Genomic DNA, 15,259 nt, shown 5'->3' with positions numbered 1-15,259 from the left:
AGTTCCATAATATGGTTCATTAAGGGGAAGACATGGCCATCCACGCCTTCAAAATGCAGCTCAAGCCCGGCGTGGTTGAGGAATATCAGCGGCGCCATGATGAAATCTGGCCGGAGCTGTCCGCTTTGTTGTCCGATTCGGGGATTTACGACTATTCGATCTTCCTGGACGAAGACACGCTGAGCCTGTTCGCGGTGCTGAAACTGCGCGACGACAACAGCCGCGACACCCTGCCCGATCATCCGGTGATGAAGCGCTGGTGGGACTATATGGCCCCACTGATGGAGGTGCAGCCCGGCAACCAGCCCAGGGAATGGCCGCTCCCCCTGCTGTTCCATATGGACTGAGCCGGGATTTCCATGCGCGCCTTCATCGCCGCCCTTCTGCTCGGCTCCACGCTGGCCATGCCCCTGTACGCGCAGGAGGCGAAGCCCACGGCCAACCTTTCCGCTCCGGTCAGGACGTTCGGCCGCGTGTCCTATGATGCGCGCTCGCTGATGGTCGACGGCAAAAGGCTGGTGATCTGGGGCGGCGAGTTCCATCCCTTCCGCCTGCCCTCGCCCGACCTGTGGCGCGACATTCTCCAGAAGATGAAGGCGAGTGGTTTCAACACCGTCGCCCTCTATTTCGACTGGGGCTATCACAGCCCGAAGCAAGGCGTGTATGATTTCAGCGGCATCCGCGACATCGACCGGCTGCTCACCATGGCGCAGGAAGAAGGCCTTTATGTCATCACCCGCGCCGGTCCCTATGTGAATGCGGAACTGTCGCGCGGCGGCTTTCCCGGCTGGCTGGTCAACCAGCGCGCCCGCGCCCGCACCGACGATCCCGATTATCTGGCGGCGGTGGATGAATGGCTGACGCGGATCAACGCGATCATCGCCCGCCACCAGATCAACGGCGACGGGAAAGGCCATAAGGGCACCGTCATCCTGCACCAGATCGAGAATGAGCTTGCGCTGACCACACCGGCGCAGCGGCGCTACATGGACCATCTCACCGCCAAGGCACGCGCCGACGGCATCACCATCCCGCTCTTCCACAATGACCAGGGCCGCAACGGTTACTGGACGCCGGAAAGCAGCCCAAATACCCCCAAAGTGGACAAGGTCGTTCCCGGTCCCAACGACATGTATGCGTTCGACGGCTATCCCGGCGGCACCTGCACGGTCGAAGGCAAGCCGACGCGCGAATCGGCAGCGCCCGACTGGGGCTTTTACGGTCCCGGCGGCGCGAAGGGCGGCGCATCGGCCTCCCCCGACACCCCCGGTTTCCTGGCGGAGTTCGGCGGCGGCTGGTTCGACTATTGGGGGTCGAACGGCGGCTATGAATGCAACGCGATCCAGCGCGGCAAGCGGTTCCAGCGGGTCTTCTACGGCACCAACCTAGCCAACGGCATCGGCATCCAGAGCTTCTACATGACCTATGGCGGCACCAGTTGGGGCTGGCTGCCCGCGCCGGTGGTGTTCACCAGCTATGATTATGGCGCCGCCATTTCCGAACCGCGCGACCTGCGCGACAAGGCAATGGAGATGAAGCAACTGGGCGGCCTGATCGCCTCCGTACCCGACCTTGCAGGTATGATCCCGGCCGGATCGGTCGAGATTTCTTCGCCCAATATCCAGATCTATCATAATAAAAGCCCGGAAACGGACGCCCGCTTCCTGATGGTGACGCACAAGCCGTCCAACGGGCGGACCAGCGACAGTTTCAGCTTCACCGCCGGCCTGCCCGATGGCCGTTATACGGTGCCGATGCAGCTCAACGGCTTCGACGCGAAGTGGCTGGTCGCGGGGGTGACGCTGGGCGGACAGCGGCTGGTCTATTCGACCTCCGAACTGCAATCGGCGCTGTCATTCCATCAAGACCGTCATCCCCGCGAAGGCGGGGACCCATCTCCCAGCCGTAGTTCCAGGCGAAACGGTCAAGAGATGGATTCCCGCCTTCGCGGGAATGACAAAGATAGGAATTTGGGCGACCTGCTCCTCCTCTACGGCCGTGCCGGGGAACCGGGCGAGACGGTGCTGCGCTACGCTTCCGCACCAACGGTGAAGGTAGTCGAAGGCAATGCGACCAGCGCGTTCGACGCCACGAAAGGCGACCTCAAGCTTGGCTACACCCATCGGGGTCGCACCGTGGTGCGGATCGAGGGCGGCGGGCGTCCGCCGCTGACGCTGATCCTCGCCGACGAGGCGGAGGGCGCGCATTATTGGCGGCAGGGCGACGCGCTTGTGCGCGGCCCCGTACTGGTCCGTACCGCCTCCGCCAGGGGCAGCACGCTCGCCCTGACCGGCGACACCGCCGCGCCAAGCCCGCTTGAAATCTGGGCGCCCAAAGCCATCCGCTCCATCACCTGGAACGGCGCGAAGATCGCGACCAGAACCACCGCCGTCGGCAGCCTCGCCGCCGTCCAGCCGCTTGCCGGCCCGGTCGACTTCGCCCTGCCTGCGCTGACCGACTGGCGCATGGCCAAGGGATCACCCGAAACCGATCCGGCCTTCGACGACAGCGCATGGCAGGCGATCGACAACCGCGCCTATGCCAGCATCACCGCGCGGCCCGATGGCCAGCCGAACATGAGCATGGACGCCTATGGCTTCCATGACGGCGACGTCTGGTATCGCGGCCGCTTTACCGGCACGCCGGACGCGAAGACGCTCTCGCTCTATTATGGCGCGGGCGGTTCGGGGCTGGTGCAGGCCTGGGTCGACGGCCAGTTCGTGGGCGAGGCAGAAACGCCCGGTGGCCTGCCGCGCCCGATCACCACCGGCACCGCGCGCTTCACCCTGCCCGCGCGAGCGCAGACACCGGGCGAGCATGTCGTCTCCGTCATGGTCCGCAACAACGGCCATAATTGGGATCTGGACAGCGACGATTTCCACAAGGAAGCGCGCGGCCTGGTCTCCGCCTCGGTGGAAGCGCCGGGTGGACGCAGCTTCGCCGTGCCGATCGCGTGGAAGATCCAGGGCAAGCAGGGCGGCGAAGACCTGCCCGATGTCGCACGTGGCCCTGCGAACAACGGCGGGCAATATGGCGAGCGCATGGGCTGGCACCTGCCCGGCTTCAACGATGCGGGCTGGGCCAAGACCTCCATTCCCGCGACCCAGGCCGATGCCGGGACAAGCTGGTATCGCACAAGTTTCACCCTCGACGTGCCCAAGGGGCAGGACGCCACGATCGCGCTGGCGTTCGGCGACACGCGAACCCCGCGCTCCCCGGTCCGCTATCGCGTGCTGATCTTCGTCAACGGCTGGAACATGGGCCAGTTCATCGCCCATGTCGGCCCGCAGCGGACCTTCCCCATCCCCGAAGGCATATTGAACCACCGGGGCCAGAACCATATCGCGCTTGCCGTCACTTCCGACGGCGCGCCGGGCGATGCGCTCGAAACCGTGCGCATCGTCACCCTTCGCAACGTCAAGGGCGGCCTGCCGGTGCAGCAGCCAGCCGCCCCGGAAGCCCCTTCAGATCTCAAGGAGAAACAGTAACGTGGCCGCTCTCACGCATGATGTACCGCGCGCGCAGGTCATCGACGCGATCGATCGTTTGATGGACAATCTCGTCAATATCCAGGACGAGACGGGCGAATTTCTGCTCCATCTGGACGATGGCCGCATCATCGACACCAAGGGCTGGGCCGGATGGGAATGGACCCACGGCATCGGCCTGTTCGGCATGTGGCGCTATTATGAGCAGACCGGCGACGCCAAGGCGCTCGGCATCATCAAGCAGTGGTTCGAGGATCGCTTCGCCGAAGGCACGCCGACCAAGAATATCAACACCATGGCGCCCTTCATCACGCTTGCCTACCTCTATGAGCATGAACCGGACCCGCGCTATATCCCCTATCTGGATAGCTGGGCCGAATGGCTGATGGCCGATGATGGCCTGCCCAAGACGCAAGAGGGCGGCTTCCAACATATCGTCTATAATGACGAGAATCCCGGCGAGATGTGGGACGATACGCTGATGATGTCGGTCCTGCCGCTGGCCAAGATCGGCCTGCTGCTGGATCGCCCCGCTTATGTCGAGGAAGCCAGGCGCCAGTTCCTGGTCCATATCAAATATCTGTTCGACAAGAAGACGGGCCTCTGGTTCCACGGCTGGGATTTCAACGGCCGCCACAATTTCGCGGAAGCGTTGTGGGCGCGGGGCAATTGCTGGGTGACGATCGCGATTCCCGAAATCATCGAGATACTGGACCTGCCGCAGGGCGATGCGTTCCGCACCTTCCTGATCGACACGCTGGCCGCGCAGGTGAAGACGCTCAGCGAGACGCAGGACGCGCAAACCGGCCTGTGGCACACGCTGATCGTCGATCCGACCAGCTATCTGGAAGCATCGGCCACCGCCGGTTTCGCCTATGGTATCCTCAAGGCCGTGCGGAAGGGTTATCTGCCCCGCCATTATGAGGAGGTCGGCATCCGGGCAGTCCGCGGCGTGCTGGCGAATATCGATGCGGCGGGCGAGTTGCAGCAGGTCAGTTTCGGCACCGCGATGGGCGACACGCAACAATTCTACAAGGACATCGCGCTCACCTCCATGCCCTATGGCCAGAGCCTGGCCATCTGCGCGCTGGGCGAGTTCCTGCGTACCTATATCTGAGGATGGTCGAACCCGGGCGGCGGCTGGAGTGGAAGGACGGCCGCCGCCCGGACCGAAATAATATAAGAGGCGGAGGGGCCGAGAGTGAGTGACATAGCCAAAGCCGCACCCCGGCCCGTCCGCCTCCAAAATTATCTCGCCTATGGATCGAATGACGTGCTGGGCGCGGGGTCGATGGCGGTGATTTCCGGCTGGGTGCTGATCTTCTACACCCAATTTTGCGGCCTCACTGCCGGACAGGCCGCGACCATCTTCGCGGTGGCGCGCATCCTTGATGCCTTCGCCTCGCCAATGATCGGCTATATCTCCGACCATTTCGGGAGCACATGGCTGGGCCGTCGCTTCGGCCGTCGCCGTTTCTTCATCCTCGCCGCCATTCCGCTGCTGCCCAGCTTCGCGCTGATGTGGCTGCCGGGGCAGGGATTCTGGTATTATCTGGTCAGCTATGTGCTGTTCGAACTGGTCTATGCGATGGAGATCATCCCGTTCGAAACGCTCGCGGCGGAGATGTCGAGCGACTACAGGACAAAGGCGAAGTTCGCCGGCGCGCGCATCCTCTTCGGTCAGGCGTCGGCGATCCTGGCGGGTTTCCTGCCGCTCTGGCTCATCAACACGCTGGGCCGCGACAGCGCCGACACCTTCTTTTACATGGGCCTGATCTTCGCCGCCCTGTTCATGCTGACAGCAGGGCTGCTCTATCTGTTCAGCTGGGAACGGCATATGCCCGGCGCACCGGATGCCATGCCCGAAACGCCCAGGGCCGGCGGCGCAGGGCAGGCGCTGAAGGCGCTTTACCGCAACCTCTTCTCGACGATGCGCATTCGGGCGTTCCGCCTGCATCTGGGCATGTATCTGGGCGGCTATATCAGCCAGGACATCTTTAACGCGGCCTTCACCTTCTTCGTGATCTTCGCGCTGGCGGGGTCCACCGCCATCGCCTCCGGCCTGCTCGGCACCATGTATATCGTCCAGTTCGTCGCGGTCATCATCGCCATCAACCTGGCGTTGCGATCCTCTCCCAGCCGTGCCTACCAGATTGCGGCCGCCGCCTTCGCCGCCGGGGCGCTGACCCTGATCGGCCTGTGGGCGGCGGGCATCCCGGCGAACAGCGCCATGATCTGGCTGCCGATCATCCTCGCCGGGCTTGGCCGGGGGGCGCTCAACTATATTCCCTGGGCGACCTATAATTATATGGCCGACGTGGACGAAATCGTCACCGGCCAGCGGCGCGAGGGCAGTTTCGCGGGCGTCATGACCTTCGTGCGCAAGGCGACGCAGGCCGCCGCCGTCGCGGGCGTGGGCTTTATCATGCAGGCGGGCGGCTTCGTGTCGGGCGCACCGGTGCAGAGCCATGGCGCGATCCTGACCATGGCGTTGCTGCTGGGCGCGGGCACGATCGGCTGCCTGACCTTCGGCATCACCATTTCGACCCGCTTCCGCCTCAGCCCCGTCACCCATGGCGTGCTGATGCGCGAGATCGAGCATCTGCGCGGCGGCGGGCGGACCCCCACAACGCCGGAAGCGGGCGCGATCGTCGAGGATCTGTCGGGCTGGCGTTACGACCGGCTATGGGGCAATAACCCGGTGGCCCAATCGGCCACGCGTTAGAGCGGTTGATCCGATTGCATCGGATGAACCGCTTTAAGTTTTTGGTTTGACGCATTTTCCGAGTCGTCAGGTGACGCCACCTGACTAGAAAATGCTCTAAGGGGAGGACGGGATGACGCGGAAAATGGCCCTTTCGGCGGCATTGCTGCTGGCGCTTGCGACCACGCCTGCCGGTGCGCAAAGCTGGACGCGCAGTTGGATGGCCGCGCCCCTGGTGTCGAAGGCGCCACCGGAAAAGCGCCCCGACCTCCATAATCGCACGCTGCGGCAGGTGGTGCGCATCAGCAGCGGGGGGACACGCATCCGCCTGCGCCTGTCCAACGAAATGTCGACCCAGCCGCTGCTGCTGGGCGCGGTGCATGTCGCGCTGGCGGGGGAGAATGGCGCGATCCTGCCCGGCACCGATCATGTCGTAACCTTCAACCAGGCGCAGGGAGCGACGATCCCCGCACGCGCGCCGCTGCTAAGCGATCCGATCGCGATGACGGTGAAGCCGCTCACCCGCCTGACCATCAGCATCCACCTGCCCCAGGGTGCGCCCGATGCAACGGTACACAGCTATTCCGCCGCGACCGGCTGGACCGCGCCAGGCGACCAGACGGCGGCGACCAACCTGTCCGATCCCGCCACGCTCGGCCCGCGCGTCATCCTCTCCGGCGTCGAGGTGGAGAATAGAAAGCCCGGCCACACCATCGTCACGCTGGGCGATTCCATCACCGACGGCGTGCGCGCCACACCCGACAGCAATCGCCGCTGGCCCGACCTGCTCGCGGAGCGGCTGCAACAGGCGGGGCGCACGCTGACCAGCGTCGCCAATGCCGGGATCAGCGCCAACCGGCTATTGTCCGAAGGCGACGGCTATAACGCCCTTGCTCGCTTCGACAGCGATGTGCTGGCGGTGCCGGGTGTCAGCCATGTCGTGATATTGGAAGGGGTCAACGACCTTGGCAATGCGGCACGCGACAAGCTGCCGATGCTGCCGCCCGCAGCGCTGATCGGCGCCTATCGCCAGATGATCGCCCGCGCGCATGACCGGGGCGTGAAGGTCATCCTGGCCACCATCCTGCCCTATAAGGGCGCGGGCTATTGGAGCGCGGAGGGGGACACGACCCGCGTCGCGGTCAATGACTGGATAAGGACCAACAGCGAAGCGGACGGCTTCATCGATCTGGCCAAGGCGATCGCCGACCCCGCCGATCCGGCACGCATGGCCAAGCCCTATGATGTGGGTGACGCGCTCCATCCCAATGACGAGGGTTTCCGCGCCATGGCCGCCGCCGTCGATCTGAAGCTGTTCCAATGATCGCATCGCTGCTGCTGATGGCCGCCGCCGCGAGCGGCCCGATCGCGCCCAAACCCTTGTTCCGCGACCCGGTGCATGACGGTGCGGCCGACGCCTCCACCGTTCGCGACCGCAAGACCGGCGAATGGGTGATGTTCTACACCAACCGTCGTGCCGACCTTCCGCTGGAGGACGACAAGGACGTGCGCTGGGTCCATGGCACCGCCATCGGCGTCGCACGGTCGAAGGATGGCGCGACCTGGCGCTACGGCGGCACGGCGGACATTCCCAAAAGCTGCACCGGCGACACGCTCTGGGCGCCCGAGGTGCAATGGCTGGAGGGCCAGTGGCATATGTGGCTGACGGTGGTGCCGGGCGTCTATCGCGACTGGAACGCGCCGCGCTTCATCGTCCATCTGACCAGCCCCGACCTCAGGAAATGGACCTGTGGCGATCGGCTCGATCTTGGCGCCGACAGGGTGATCGACGCGGCCGTGCTGGCCTTGCCAAAGGGCGGCTATCGCCTCTTCTTCAACGACGAGCGGATGAACAAGGCGATCCGCACTGCCGACAGCAGCGACCTTGTTCACTGGACGGTCAAGGACCGGCTGACCCAGACGCCGGGCGAAGGACCGAAGGCCTTCCGCTGGAAGGGGCGATACTGGCTGATTTCCGACGCATGGAAGGGGTTGCTGGTGATGCGTTCCGACGATGGAAAGCATTGGACGACCCAGCCGGGCCATATCCTCGCCACGCCCGGCATCCACCCGACCGACAAGGCGAAGGGGCAGCATCCCGACATCGTCGTCGCGGGCAACCGCGCCTACATCATCTACTTCGTGCATCAGGAGGGCGAGGAGGAGGCCAAGGCTGATCCCGACTGGCATCGCCGCACCGTGCTCCAGATCGCGGAGTTGAAGGAGAAGGACGGGATCATCAGCGTCGATCGCGATGCCCCCACCCATGTCCGCTTAAATCCCTGATCCGCCCGATTTTCCTGAGCCGTAAAAGCGGCTAGGAAGGGCGCGATGGACAAAAGCGAGAAGAAGAAGCCCCCCACGATCCGCGACGTCGCCGCCAGGGCCGGCGTGTCGGTGATGACCGCATCGCGCGCGATCAACGGCAAGGCGCTGGTCAGCGCCAAGGCGCAACGGGCGGTGGAACGAGCCGTGGCGGAACTGGCCTATGTCCCCAATGCCTCTGCCCGCGCGCTCGCCGGCAGCGCCGACCGGCGCGTCGCCCTGCTGCACAGCAACTCCACCACCTCCGCCTATCTGGGCGAACTGCTGCTGGGCGCGCTGGGCGAAGCGCCGCAGCGTCACCTCCATCTGGTGGTCGAGCAATGCGCGCCCGGCGCCTTCGCGCAGGAGATTGTCGATCAGGTCGCCCATGCCCATGTCGCGGGCGTCATCCTGCCGCCGCCGCTGTGCGACTGGCCCGAACTGGTTGAAAAGCTCCAGGCGCGCGACATTGCCGTGGTCGCGATCGCGCCCGATGACCGGGAAGGGGCCGGCATGTTGTCGGTCGGGACCGATGACCGGCACGCCGCCTATGACCTGACCCGCCACCTGATCGACCTGGGCCATCGACGGATCGGCTTTATCGAGGGCAATCCCCGCCACCGCGCCAGCGCCCGACGGTTGCAGGGCTTTCGCGACTGCCTGGCCGATCGCGGCATCACGCTGGACGAACGCTGGATCGTGCCGGGCGACTTTTCCTATCGCTCAGGGCTGGACGCGGCGGAACAGTTGCTCAGCCTCGACACGCCGCCGAGCGCCATCTTCGCCTGCAATGACGATATGGCCGCCGCCGCCATCACCGTGGCGCACCAGCGCCGGATCAACGTGCCGGCGGACGTCACCATCTGCGGCTTCGACGATACGCCGCTGGCGAGCGCGATCTGGCCGGCGCTGACGACGATCCGTCAGCCGATCCGCGACATGGCGCGCGAGGCGATCGGCCTACTGGGCATCTATTTCCGCAACCAGGACGAGGGTAGGGAGGAAGGAGCGCCCGGCCGGGTGAAGCTCGACTATCAACTCATCCGCCGCCAGTCGGACGCCGTTCCGGCGCGGCATTGAGGCGTCAAAGAAAGCCCACCTGTCGCAACCAGGCCACACACAGGGTCGGCCAGATCGACACCGGCAGGCCTTCCGTATCCAGCGCAAAGCCATGCGGCGCATCGGCGAAAATATGCAGTTCCGCGCTGCCGCCAGCCGCGTTCAGCGAACCGTACAGGCGGCGGGCATTGTCCACCGGCACCACCGGGTCGTTACCGACATAGACGATGAAGGTCGGCGGCGGATCGGGCAGAAGCTGCGCATCGGGCTGGAGCGCATCATAGAGCGCCTGCTTTTCCACCGGCGGCAGCGGCGGCTTGTCGGGAATGATCGTCCGCCCCCGCGCATTGGTCGAAATCGGGGCATAGCCCACCACCAGCACATCCGGGCGTTGCGGCTCCGCCCTGCCCCATTCGGCCGGATAGGTGGCGATCAGGCAGGCGGCGAGATGCCCGCCCGAAGACAGGCCGACCACGCCCAGCCCCTCTGTCGCCAGCCCGCTCGCCCGGATCATCCGCATCGCCGCCAGCGCATCGTCCAGCGGCGCGGAGGGACCGGCGCGCGCATCGGGGAACCGGTGGATCAGGACGAAGGCATGATAGCCAAGCCCATTCAGCCAGCGCGCCACCTGCACGCCTTCGCGCCCGGCCATCAGCGCGGTATAGCCGCCCCCGCCCAGCACCAGCATCGCCCGGCCATTGGGCCTGTCGGGCGCATAGCCGAGCAGCACCGGCCGATCGACGGCCGTCACGACCGCCTGGTCCGGCGCGACGGCTGCATCCTCCAGCATGAAGGCGCCCGCCGCCGCATCATGCAGCGGCCAGACCAGATCAGCAGCCAGCATCCGTTCCCCCCATCGGGCATCCGTGCGTCGGATAGGCTTCGCCATCCAGTTCCACCGCCTCGCGCACCACTTCGAGCCGGTCGCCCGCGTCGCGCATCTCGTAGAATTTCGCCAACGCCTGCTTGAAGGGGCGGTGCAGCACCATCATCAGCCGCCCGTCAAAGACGCGAAAGATCATGCCATGTCCGCTGTCGCGCTCGACCAGCGGGCCTAGCTGCTCCCAGGGACCGGCCAGCGTCCCCGATCGGGACCGGGCCTGCGCCTGGACATAGCCATCCTTGCCCCAGCTCGACCAGAGCATCAGCAAGGCGCCGGTCTTCGTGCGGAACAGTTCCGGCCCGTCAGTGACATAGCCATTGTCGCCTTCGGGCTGCTTCTCGCCCACGACCCAGTCGGCCTCATTGGCGCGGAACAGCAGCCTGGGCGGGCCGGCGGGCGACAGGTCGTCCTTGAGCGGCACCGCCTCCATCGTGCCGACGCCCAGTTGCAGCCATTCATGGGCATAGACCATCCACGGCTTGCCCGCCGCATCGACATGCAACGTGCCGTCCAGCGTCATGTCGGTGGCGGGGGTGATCGGTTCCCCCTTGTGGATCAGGGCATAGGGGCCGTCGATCCGGTCCGACACCGCCAGCAGGGTCGCGCGGCGATAGGCCGGGCGCCGGACCGTGGACGGGATCGCCGCGCCTTCATTGTGGAAGGTCGCGAACAGATACCAGCGACCCTTCCAGCGATGCACTTCGGGCGCCCAGCCGCCGTCATTGGCCCAATGCCCTTCGGGCAGGGCGAAGACGACGCGCGGCCTTTGCCAATGGGCCAGGTCGCCGCTGGCATAGGCCATGATGCCCAGCCTCTTGTCGCCCGTCACCGCCGGATCATTCTTCGAGAAGAGCCAGTACGTCCTGGCCGCATCGTCGGCGACCACCCAGGGATCATGGATGCGCAGGTGGGAGGTCAGCAACGGCGCGTCGGCCGCCCCGGCGGGGACGGCCAGCGCCAGCAGCAGGGCGGCCAGCAGCTTACCCATCAGACCGCCAGCCTGTTGCCATAACCGATGATGATGGTGGCGAGGATCAGCAAACCGACCCCGCTCCACACCATGCGGCGGACGGCGGGTGCGGCGTCCTTCCATTCCCGGAAGGCGAAGCCCCAGCAGGTGCCGAAGATGATGATCGAGGCCATGTGCAGCGTCCAGCTCGAAAAGCCGAAGCGGCCCATCTGACTCTCCCCCATCGTGTAGAAGAAGAACTGGAAATACCAGGCGGTGCCGGCCAGCGCGCACAGCAGGAAATTGGGCAGCAACGCAGGGCGCTTGCCCGATGCGTCCGCGGCGCCCAGCCATTGCCCGGCCGATCTGTTCTTCACGATCAGCCAGCCGCACCAGAGCGCGTTGGTGATGAGGCCGCCGAACATGACGAGGCACAGCGTCGGCAGCCCGGTCCAGAGCGGGCCGGTGCCGGCGGCGGCCGACAGCGCCTTGACCGGCTCGCCCGCCGCCAGGCCGAAGGCGAAGCAGCTCGACATGATGCCGGAAAAGATGGCGACGGCAATGCCCTTCCTGAAATCGAACTCGGCGACGGCGGCTGCCTTCTGCTCCTGGGACAGCGCCTCATCCTTGCGGGCGCCGGCCCGCGCCACGACGATGATGCCCAGCACCGTGACGGCCAGTCCAGCCAGGACGATCTGCCCGTGCAATGTGCCTGCAATCTGTGTCATGAACGTCCCGTCGAAGATGGGCGGGATCAACGTGCCGAACACGGTGCACAGGCCCAGCACCACCGCCATGCCCAGCGACAGGCCGAGATAGCGCATGGTAAGCCCATAGGTCAGGCCGCCAAAGCCCCAGAGGAGGCCGAAGAACACGCACCAGCCGACGACGGAGCCGGGCACCTGGCGCATCACGCCCATCAGGTCCTGCGTCTGGATGAACGCGAAGAACCAGGGCGCGATCACCCAGGAAAAAATGCCCCCGGTCAGCCAGAAGATTTCCCAGTTCCAGCGTTTGACGCCGCGAAAGGGGACGTAGAAGCTGGCCGAGGCGAAGCCGCCCAGCCAGTGGAAGAGAACGCCGAGCAGAGGATTGGGGGTCATAGGTCAAGTCCCAGGCGATAGAGGCGGTTGGCGGTGCCGGCGAACAGCGCACGGCGATCGGCTTCGGAAAAATCGGCGACGATGGCGTGATAGGCTTCCATATAGCGATCGATCGGGCCGAACAGCTTGTCGGTCGGCGTGTCGCTGGCGAAGGCGCAACGTGTCGTCCCGAACAGGTCGATGGTTTCACGGATCAGCGGCTCCACCGTCTCGCGGCTCCAGTCACGGCGGATGAAACCCATGCCCGACAGCTTGACCGCGACATGGGGAAGGGCTGCAAGCGCCTTCATGCCCCGGCGCCAGTCCGAAAGGCCATCGGGGTCGGTCAGCACCGGCATCCCCATATGGTTGATGATGACCGGGATGTCGGGATGACGTTCTATCAACGGCATGAGGCCGGGCATCTGGCCCGGATAGCATTGCAGGTCGAAGGACAGGCCATGCTTGCCCAGCAACGCATATCCCGCCTGCCATGCCGGATCGAGCGTCAGGTCGACCGGGCCATAGGTGCGCACCGGATCGGCGTGCCAGTTGACGATATGGCGGATGCCCTTGACGCGCGGATGAGCGGCCTGCTGGCCCAGCAGCGCATCGACTTGCGGGTCGTTCAGTGCGGCAAAGGCGACGAAGCCCGTCGGCAGCCCTTCGATTTCGGCCAGGCCGTCCAGCCACTGGGTTTCGCGCAGCGCGCTTTCCGCTGCCGCCCCCGCATCGACATGGACCGCGCCCACGACATTCCAGCGGGCAAGGTCGGCGCGATAGTCGGCGACGCCATAATCCCGCGCGATCGCCTCGACGCTGCCGTTCGGCCCCTCGTTGGAGAAGGGCGGGCTGAGCCAGTCATAGCGGATGTGCCTCAGATCCCACAGATGGATATGGGCATCGACAAAAGGGACCATATTTCCTCTCCCCTGAACCAGAGCCACAGACGTTAAATCGGGATCAACCTGATCCCCGTTCGCCCTGAGCCTGTCGAAGGGCTGTTCTTTTCTTCAAAAAGTGCGGGGCTTCGACAGGCTCAGCCCGAACGGAGGAGAGATTACAGCGCGCCGGCTCTTGGTGGCCGGTCGCGCCGCGCGACTTGCGGAAGCGATTTCTAATCAGATGCCTGCATCTGATGACTCGGAAATCGCGTACAAAACATAATCAGAAAGTGGTGCGGCCGCCCGACGTGTCGAATGTCGACGCGGTGGTGAAGCTGCACTCCTCGCTGGCCATGAAGCAGACCATCGCCGCCGATTCCTCGATCAGGCCCAAGCGGCCCATCGGTATCTTCGAGCGCATATAATCGACCTGGCTCTGCGGTAGCTGCGCCAGGATCGGGCTTTCGAAAGTGGCTGGGGTCAGCGCATTGGCGATCACGCCCTTGCCCGCCAGTTCCTTGCCCAGACTCTTGGTGAAGCCGATCACGCCCGCCTTGCTAGCTGAATAGGCGGACGCATTGGGATTGCCTTCCTTGCCCGCGACCGAGGCCAGGTTGACAATCCGGCCATAGCCGTTTTCGAGCAGGAAGGGCACGACTTCCCGGTTGCAGTAGAACAGGCCATTCAGGTTGATGTCGATCACCCGCTGCCAGCTATCGACCGGATAGTCCCACACCGTTGCGGTGGCGCCGGTGATGCCGGCCGAGCAGATGAGGACGTCGATCTTGCCCAGCGCAGCCGCGCTTTCCTTGGCGGCGGCGACGACGGCGGCCTGGTCGGACACATCGAGCGCAACCACATGGGTCGCGCCGATGTCCTGCGCGGTGGCGGCGAGCGCTTCGGGATTGAGATCCCACAGCGCCACCTTGCCGCCTTCGGCGACGATGCGCGCGGCGACCTGCTTGCCCAGGCCTGACGCACCACCGGTGACGATGGCGCAGCGCCCTTCATAGCGTCCGGTATAGACGCTCATCCGAGCACCTCATCGCCCAGATGGCGCCATGCGGAGACGGTCTGCTTCTGCGTACCCAGCTTTTCGATGCCCAGTTCCATGACGTCACCGGCCTTGAGGTAGATGGCATCGGGCTTCTTGCCCTCCCCCACGCCCGGCGGCGTGCCGGTAATCATCAGGTCGCCGGGATAGAGGGTGATATATTCGCTGACATAGGAAATGAGCTGGGCGACGTTGAAGATCATCGTCTTCGTATTGCCGGTCTGCATCCGCGCGCCGTTGATATCCAGATGCATGGCCAGATTCTGGGGATCGCCCACCTCATCCGCCGTCACCAGCCAGGGGCCGACCGGGCAGAATGTGTCATGGCCCTTGCCCTTGCTCCACTGCGTCCCGCGCTGCTTCTGGTTGAAACGTTCGGACACGTCGTTGACCAGCACATAGCCCGCGACCTTCGACAGCGCGTCTTCCTCGCTTACGAAACGGCAGGTTTCGCCGATCACCACGCCCAGTTCGACTTCCCAGTCGCCATGGGTCGAATTTTTCGGCAGCACCACTTCATCGTTCGGGCCGTTGAGCGACGAGAGCGCCTTCATGAACATCATCGGCTCGGTCGGGATCGGCAGGTTCGATTCGATCGCATGATCCTCATAATTGAGGCCGATGGCGACGATCTTGCCGATACCCTTGACCGGCACGCCGTAGCGCGGTTCGCCCTCGACGATCGGGAGCGCTTCCACATCCACCCCCCTGGCGGTGGCGAGGGTCGCAACCGTCAGTTCGGGGACGACTGCAGACAGATCGCGAATCTGGCCTTCGCTGTCGATGACACCGGGCTTTTCCTGGCCACGCCGGCCAAAACGGCAGAATTTCATGGGACTTTTCTCTCTTCAG

13 protein-coding genes are annotated in these 15,259 nt (G+C 65.0%); 7 read left to right on the top strand and 6 right to left on the bottom strand.

Annotation, left to right across the window (positions count from 1 at the left end; translation table 11 throughout):
- The first annotated feature begins 32 nt into the window (after positions 1-32).
- From MOK15_RS12745 to MOK15_RS12715, 7 genes are all read left to right on the top strand, one after another.
- The gene (locus MOK15_RS12745) at positions 33-347 is read left to right on the top strand and encodes an L-rhamnose mutarotase (protein ID WP_242931955.1); all 315 of its coding nucleotides are present in this window, start codon (positions 33-35) and stop codon (positions 345-347) included.
- Between the two features lie 12 nt (positions 348-359).
- Complete coding sequence (locus tag MOK15_RS12740; RefSeq protein WP_242931954.1) at positions 360-3,488, top strand: beta-galactosidase; 3,129 nt, start codon at positions 360-362, stop codon at positions 3,486-3,488.
- 1 nt (position 3,489) lies between these two features.
- A complete protein-coding gene (locus tag MOK15_RS12735; protein ID WP_242931953.1) occupies positions 3,490-4,605 on the top strand; it encodes a glycoside hydrolase family 88 protein in 1,116 nt (371 codons plus the stop codon).
- Positions 4,606-4,689: 84 nt separating this feature from the next.
- The gene (locus MOK15_RS12730; RefSeq protein ID WP_242931952.1) at positions 4,690-6,213 is read left to right on the top strand and encodes an MFS transporter; all 1,524 of its coding nucleotides are present in this window, start codon (positions 4,690-4,692) and stop codon (positions 6,211-6,213) included.
- A 112-nt stretch (positions 6,214-6,325) separates the two neighbouring features.
- Positions 6,326-7,516: an SGNH/GDSL hydrolase family protein gene (locus MOK15_RS12725; RefSeq protein ID WP_242931951.1), complete on the top strand. Its 1,191-nt coding sequence runs from the start codon at positions 6,326-6,328 to the stop codon at positions 7,514-7,516.
- Positions 7,513-8,478 (top strand): glycoside hydrolase family 43, encoded by a 966-nt coding sequence (locus MOK15_RS12720; RefSeq protein ID WP_242931950.1) that lies wholly within the window; start codon positions 7,513-7,515, stop codon positions 8,476-8,478. Before MOK15_RS12725 ends, MOK15_RS12720 begins: the two co-directional genes overlap by 4 nt.
- Positions 8,479-8,523: 45 nt before the next feature.
- Positions 8,524-9,576: a LacI family DNA-binding transcriptional regulator gene (locus tag MOK15_RS12715; protein WP_242931949.1), complete on the top strand. Its 1,053-nt coding sequence runs from the start codon at positions 8,524-8,526 to the stop codon at positions 9,574-9,576.
- 4 nt (positions 9,577-9,580) lie between these two features.
- On the opposite strand, the gene MOK15_RS12710 is transcribed toward MOK15_RS12715, so the two are convergent.
- The 6 genes from MOK15_RS12710 to MOK15_RS12685 form a co-directional block, all read right to left on the bottom strand.
- The gene (locus MOK15_RS12710; RefSeq protein WP_242931948.1) at positions 9,581-10,399 is read right to left on the bottom strand and encodes an alpha/beta hydrolase; all 819 of its coding nucleotides are present in this window, start codon (positions 10,397-10,399) and stop codon (positions 9,581-9,583) included.
- Entirely contained in the window at positions 10,386-11,426 is a 1,041-nt protein-coding gene (locus MOK15_RS12705) for a glycoside hydrolase family 43 protein (RefSeq protein ID WP_242931947.1), read from the bottom strand. Before MOK15_RS12705 ends, MOK15_RS12710 begins: the two co-directional genes overlap by 14 nt.
- Positions 11,426-12,490 (bottom strand): L-rhamnose/proton symporter RhaT, encoded by a 1,065-nt coding sequence (rhaT, locus tag MOK15_RS12700; protein ID WP_242931946.1) that lies wholly within the window; start codon positions 12,488-12,490, stop codon positions 11,426-11,428. The genes MOK15_RS12705 and rhaT overlap by 1 nt, the downstream gene beginning before the upstream one ends.
- The gene (locus tag MOK15_RS12695) at positions 12,487-13,389 is read right to left on the bottom strand and encodes an amidohydrolase family protein (RefSeq protein WP_242931945.1); all 903 of its coding nucleotides are present in this window, start codon (positions 13,387-13,389) and stop codon (positions 12,487-12,489) included. Before MOK15_RS12695 ends, rhaT begins: the two co-directional genes overlap by 4 nt.
- A gap of 247 nt (positions 13,390-13,636) precedes the next feature.
- Positions 13,637-14,386, bottom strand: a complete 750-nt coding sequence (locus MOK15_RS12690) for an SDR family NAD(P)-dependent oxidoreductase (RefSeq protein WP_242931944.1) — start codon at positions 14,384-14,386, stop codon at positions 13,637-13,639.
- Positions 14,383-15,240, bottom strand: a complete 858-nt coding sequence (locus MOK15_RS12685; RefSeq protein WP_242931943.1) for a fumarylacetoacetate hydrolase family protein — start codon at positions 15,238-15,240, stop codon at positions 14,383-14,385. The genes MOK15_RS12690 and MOK15_RS12685 overlap by 4 nt, the downstream gene beginning before the upstream one ends.
- Positions 15,241-15,259: the final 19 nt, after the last annotated feature.

This window comes from Sphingobium sp. BYY-5, assembly GCF_022758885.1.
Taxonomy (GTDB): domain Bacteria; phylum Pseudomonadota; class Alphaproteobacteria; order Sphingomonadales; family Sphingomonadaceae; genus Sphingobium.
The sequence above is the reverse complement of the archived record's forward strand: the minus strand, read 5'-3'. Positions and strand labels throughout refer to the sequence as shown.

Excerpts from the sequence above, each read along its gene's own strand:
- MOK15_RS12740 (WP_242931954.1), top strand. The coding sequence starts at position 360 with ATGCGCGCCTTCATCGCCGCCCTTCTGCTCGGCTCCACGCTGGCCATG.
- MOK15_RS12705 (WP_242931947.1), bottom strand. The coding sequence starts at position 11,426 with ATGGGTAAGCTGCTGGCCGCCCTGCTGCTGGCGCTGGCCGTCCCCGCC.
- MOK15_RS12720 (WP_242931950.1), top strand. The coding sequence starts at position 7,513 with ATGATCGCATCGCTGCTGCTGATGGCCGCCGCCGCGAGCGGCCCGATC.
- MOK15_RS12695 (WP_242931945.1), bottom strand. The coding sequence starts at position 13,389 with ATGGTCCCTTTTGTCGATGCCCATATCCATCTGTGGGATCTGAGGCAC.
- MOK15_RS12710 (WP_242931948.1), bottom strand. The coding sequence starts at position 10,399 with ATGCTGGCTGCTGATCTGGTCTGGCCGCTGCATGATGCGGCGGCGGGC.
- MOK15_RS12685 (WP_242931943.1), bottom strand. The coding sequence starts at position 15,240 with ATGAAATTCTGCCGTTTTGGCCGGCGTGGCCAGGAAAAGCCCGGTGTC.
- rhaT (WP_242931946.1), bottom strand. The coding sequence starts at position 12,490 with ATGACCCCCAATCCTCTGCTCGGCGTTCTCTTCCACTGGCTGGGCGGC.
- MOK15_RS12745 (WP_242931955.1), top strand. The coding sequence starts at position 33 with ATGGCCATCCACGCCTTCAAAATGCAGCTCAAGCCCGGCGTGGTTGAG.
- MOK15_RS12690 (WP_242931944.1), bottom strand. The coding sequence starts at position 14,386 with ATGAGCGTCTATACCGGACGCTATGAAGGGCGCTGCGCCATCGTCACC.
- MOK15_RS12725 (WP_242931951.1), top strand. The coding sequence starts at position 6,326 with ATGACGCGGAAAATGGCCCTTTCGGCGGCATTGCTGCTGGCGCTTGCG.
- MOK15_RS12715 (WP_242931949.1), top strand. The coding sequence starts at position 8,524 with ATGGACAAAAGCGAGAAGAAGAAGCCCCCCACGATCCGCGACGTCGCC.